Below are 4,227 nucleotides of genomic sequence, written 5' to 3'. Positions count from 1 at the left end.
GGCGTCGGCCTGCCATTCCGTAGCCATCAGGACGTGCCCCAGCTGCCCAACATGGTCTGGCTGTACCGTCGGCCGATCCTCGACTACTGGGCGGAACACGAGGAGACGCTGGGTCACATCGTGCGCCACGTGCTGGTCCACGAAATCGGCCATCATCTCGGCCTTTCGGACACCGACATGGAGGCGATCGATGCTGCCGGTTAGACCGCCGGCCGAATTTGCCCTTGGGCGGTATTCGCGATAAACGGAGACCTTGATTATTCTTGCTTCCGTTTAGGAAAGTGCGACCGATGGATAAGTTCACCACGCTGGAAGGCGTTGCGGCGCCGCTGAAGATCATCAATGTCGACACCGACATGATCATCCCCAAGCAGTACCTCAAGACGATCAAGCGCACCGGCCTCGGAAAGGGCCTGTTCGCGGAAGCGCGCTACAAGGACGATGGCAGCGAGAACCCGGACTTCGTGCTGAACAAGCCGGCCTATCGCAACGCGAAGATCATGGTCGCCGGAGACAATTTCGGCTGCGGCTCAAGCCGCGAGCACGCGCCGTGGGCGCTGCTCGATTTCGGCATCCGTTGCGTGATCTCGACCTCGTTCGGCGACATTTTCTACAACAACTGCTTCAAGAACGGTGTGCTGCCGATCCGCGTCTCGCAGGAGACGCTGGATCATCTGTTCGACGACGCCGAGCGCGGCGCCAACGCCACGGTCAGCATCGATCTGCAGAACCAGGAAATCCGCGGTCCCGACGGCGGCGTGGTCAAGTTCGAGATCGATCCGTTCCGCAAGCACTGCATGATCAACGGGCTCGACGACATCGGCCTGACCAAGGAAAAGCAGACCTCGATCGACAGCTACGAGGCCAAGGCCAAGACCGCACGCGCTTGGGCGTGATTCCGGGCGTGATCCCGGACGTCGTCAGTTTCTGGGATGGCCCTCTCGATGCGCTGCGGCTGCTGTGCCTGCGCTCGCAGGTCAAAGCCGGCCACCGTGTCACGCTGTACAGCTTTGCGCCGCTGGACGGTCTGCCCGATGGCGTGACCAATGCCGACGCCGAAGCGGTGCTGCCGCGCGCATTCGCCGAGCGGCTGCGGCCATCGGGGCCGTCAGGCGAGTGGCGCGGCTGGACCACCCTGCAATTCAGCGACTTCTTCCGGATGCGGCTGATGGCGAAAGGCGCCGGTCTGTGGCTCGACGCTGACGTGCTGCTGCTGAAGTCGATCGAGATCGATCCCGCAAAGCCGTATTTCGCCTGGGAGAAGCAGCGCCAGCTCGGCAATTCCGTGCTGTACCTGCCGCCTGACGATCCGATCGTCAAAGCCTTCGACGCTTTGATGCGGCAGGACGGACTGACGCCGGACTGGCTGGCGTGGCGGCACCGGATGACGTTTGCGTGGAAGAAGATGCGAGGGCGTGTCGAGCGTGTCAGCGATATCCGCGTGGCGATCTTCGGTCCGGCCTCGCTGACCGCGCTGTCGCGCCGCTTCGGCTATGCGAAACATGCTCTGCCGCGGAAGTCGTATTATGCGGTTCACGCCGAACCGGCATTGTTCTTCGAGCCGTCGGACTTTTCGGCGCTGCTGGCCGATCCCGACATTCTCGGCTTCCATATCTCGCCAAAGGGACGCGGCAAGGAGCAGCCTTTGCCGGGTAGTTTTTATGCGTGGGCGACGCAGCGGATAGGCGCAGAACCAGATTAGCTCCCGCTCGTCATTCCGGGTTCGCGCTCGGCAAGGGCCGGTCGCGTCCCGGAATGACAGTCAGCCTACTCCCCCATCGCTGCAATCGCATCCGATATGGCAATCGTGCGCTTCGCCATTTCCGCGTGCAGCCGTTCGACCATCTTGCCGTCGAGCTGGATCGCGCCGCGGCTGGCGTTTTCCGGCTGCTGGAAGGCGGCGATGACGCGGCGGGCATAGGCCACTTCCTCGGGCGGCGGCGTGAAAATCTCGTTGCAAGCCTCGATCTGGCTGGGGTGGATCAGCGTCTTGCCGTCAAAGCCGATGTCGCGGCCTTGCGTGGCCTCCTCGGCGAAGCCCGCGGCGTCGCCGATGCCGCTATAGGGGCCGTCCAGGATTTCCAACCCGTGCAGCCTTGTGGCGAGAATGCAGTGCGTGATCATCGGCAGCATGGCGGCGCGGCCCGGCATCATGCGGATACGGGTCTCGCGCGCGATGTCGTTGGGGCCGAATACGAAGCCGGCCAGCCGCATCTCGGAATCCCTCGATGAGGCGGCGAGTTCCTCGGCGTGCAGGATGGCGCGCGAGGTCTCGATCATCGCCCAGACCTTGATCGACATGTCGGCGCCGATGTCGCTGAGCCGGTCGGCGATTGCCGAAAGGTCCTCGACGCTGGAAATCTTGGGTACCAGAATGCCGTCAGGCTTCACTTTACCCGCCATCGTGACGTCGTCGATCCACCACGGCGAATCCAGCGCGTTGATGCGGATGATGACCTCGCGTTTGCCAAAGCCGCCGGCGCTGACCGCCCCGGCGATCGCATCACGCGCGGTTCCCTTGGCGTCCGGCGCCACGGCGTCTTCGAGGTCGAGAATGATGCCGTCGGCGGGCAGGGTGCGGGCTTTTTCCAGGGCGCGCGGGTTCGATCCCGGCATGAACAGCAAACTGCGGCGCGGGCGGATCATGACGTCATTTCCTGTTATTTATTGTCTGGAGAGCCGTTATGGCTTTCGCGATAACATTTCAGCCGGTCGGCTGAAAGGCTTGTTCGCCGCTGCGTCCTATGGTTAGCCGGGGCAACTCGAGAGGCCACCCATGATAGCATTTCCGCCCAGCCTGATCTCCGGCTACCAGACCTTCACCTCGCAGCGTTTGCCGACCGAACAGTCGCGCTTCCGCGAACTGTCCGAGCGCGGCCAGTCGCCGGAGGTGATGGTGATCGGCTGCTGCGACTCCCGGGTCTCTCCGGAGGTTATTTTCGATGCCAGCCCGGGCGAATTGTTCGTGGTGCGTAATATCGCGAACCTGGTGCCGGTGTATCAGCCGGACGGCGGCGCCCACGGCGTCTCGGCGGCGCTGGAATATGCGGTGCAGGTCCTGAAGGTGAAGCACATCGTGGTGCTCGGCCACGCGCAATGCGGCGGCATCCGCGCTTTCGTCGACAACGCAGCCCCCCTGTCGCCCGGCGATTTCATCGGCCGCTGGATGTCGATGTTCATCAAACCCGGCGAGAAAGTCGAGATCCGCGACCACGAGTCGATGACGGAGTTTGCGACCCGCATCGAAAAGGCCGCGGTGTTCCGTAGCCTGGAGAACCTGGCGACGTTTCCGTTCGTGAGCTCGAAGGTCGAGCGCGGCGAACTCCAGTTGCACGGCGCCTATTTCGGCGTCGCGCTGGGTTCGCTGTCGGTGCTGGACCAGGAGGCGAAGGAATTCGTGCCGGTGGTTTAAAGCGGGACCTCATCCTGAGGAGCGGCCACTTGGCCGCGTCTCGAAGGATGGCGGCAGGCTGTGTTTGCGGCGCCTCATGGTTCGAGACGGCGCCGAAGAGGCGCCTCCTCACCATGAGGCAGACCTCACATGCGGCGCACGAAAAAGCCCGGCCGCTGACGTGACCGGGCTTTCATGTTTTCGATGCGAAGCGGCCTAAGCCGCTTTCTTCTTCGCGGTGATCAGCTTGCGGTTGATCAGGCATTCCGCGATCTGGATCGCGTTCAGCGCGGCTCCCTTGCGCAGGTTGTCCGACACGCACCACAGCACCAGGCCGTTCTCCACCGTGGCATCCTCGCGGATGCGGCTGATGTAGGTGGCGTCTTCGCCGGCAGCTTCGTAAGGCGTGACGTAACCGCCGGGCTCGTGCTTGTCGATCACCAGGCAACCCGGCGCATTGCGCAGGATGTCGCGGGCTTCATCGGCCGAGATCGGGTTCTCGAACTCGATGTTGACCGCTTCCGAATGACCGATGAACACCGGCACGCGCACGCAAGTCGCCGTCAGCTTGATCTTGGGATCGAGCATCTTCTTGGTCTCGGCGACCATCTTCCACTCTTCCTTGGTCGAGCCGTCGTCCATGAAGACGTCGATGTGCGGGATCACGTTGAAAGCGATGCGCTTCGGAAACTTCTTCGCCTCGACCGGGTCAGAGACGAAGACCGCGCGCGTCTGCGAGAACAATTCGTCCATCGCGTCTTTGCCTGCGCCGGACACGGATTGATAGGTGGCAACGACGACGCGCTTGATCTTCGCGAAATCATGCAACGGCTTCA

General features: G+C 62.9%; 6 protein-coding genes. 4 read left to right on the top strand and 2 right to left on the bottom strand.

The window, feature by feature from the left end:
- The 3 genes from JWQ24_RS14910 to JWQ24_RS14900 all read left to right on the top strand — a co-directional run.
- Positions 1-204, top strand: a 204-nt coding sequence (locus tag JWQ24_RS14910) for a metallopeptidase family protein (protein ID WP_299809337.1), incomplete at its 5' end; no start/stop codon positions are given.
- Positions 205-290: 86 nt separating this feature from the next.
- Complete coding sequence (gene leuD / locus JWQ24_RS14905; protein ID WP_299809334.1) at positions 291-896, top strand: 3-isopropylmalate dehydratase small subunit; 606 nt, start codon at positions 291-293, stop codon at positions 894-896.
- Positions 896-1,702 (top strand): hypothetical protein, encoded by an 807-nt coding sequence (locus JWQ24_RS14900; protein WP_299809340.1) that lies wholly within the window; start codon positions 896-898, stop codon positions 1,700-1,702. The genes leuD and JWQ24_RS14900 overlap by 1 nt, the downstream gene beginning before the upstream one ends.
- A gap of 65 nt (positions 1,703-1,767) precedes the next feature.
- Here the strand turns inward: JWQ24_RS14900 and JWQ24_RS14895 are convergent, their stop codons facing one another.
- Entirely contained in the window at positions 1,768-2,646 is an 879-nt protein-coding gene (locus JWQ24_RS14895) for a CoA ester lyase (RefSeq protein WP_299809331.1), read from the bottom strand.
- 130 nt (positions 2,647-2,776) lie between these two features.
- Here JWQ24_RS14895 and JWQ24_RS14890 point away from each other — a divergent pair, with 130 nt between their 5' ends.
- Positions 2,777-3,412: a carbonic anhydrase gene (locus JWQ24_RS14890; RefSeq protein WP_299809329.1), complete on the top strand. Its 636-nt coding sequence runs from the start codon at positions 2,777-2,779 to the stop codon at positions 3,410-3,412.
- 195 nt (positions 3,413-3,607) lie between these two features.
- Here the strand turns inward: JWQ24_RS14890 and JWQ24_RS14885 are convergent.
- Positions 3,608-4,227 (bottom strand): aspartate-semialdehyde dehydrogenase (locus tag JWQ24_RS14885; RefSeq protein WP_299809327.1); only part of this gene is annotated, 620 nt, incomplete at its 5' end.

Origin of the sequence: Tardiphaga sp. (genome assembly GCF_028290495.1) — a bacterium.
Taxonomy (GTDB): Bacteria; Pseudomonadota; Alphaproteobacteria; order Rhizobiales; family Xanthobacteraceae; genus Tardiphaga.
The sequence above is the reverse complement of the archived record's forward strand: the minus strand, read 5'-3'. Positions and strand labels throughout refer to the sequence as shown.

Excerpts from the sequence above, each read along its gene's own strand:
- JWQ24_RS14895 (WP_299809331.1), bottom strand. The coding sequence starts at position 2,646 with ATGATCCGCCCGCGCCGCAGTTTGCTGTTCATGCCGGGATCGAACCCG.
- leuD (WP_299809334.1), top strand. The coding sequence starts at position 291 with ATGGATAAGTTCACCACGCTGGAAGGCGTTGCGGCGCCGCTGAAGATC.
- JWQ24_RS14890 (WP_299809329.1), top strand. The coding sequence starts at position 2,777 with ATGATAGCATTTCCGCCCAGCCTGATCTCCGGCTACCAGACCTTCACC.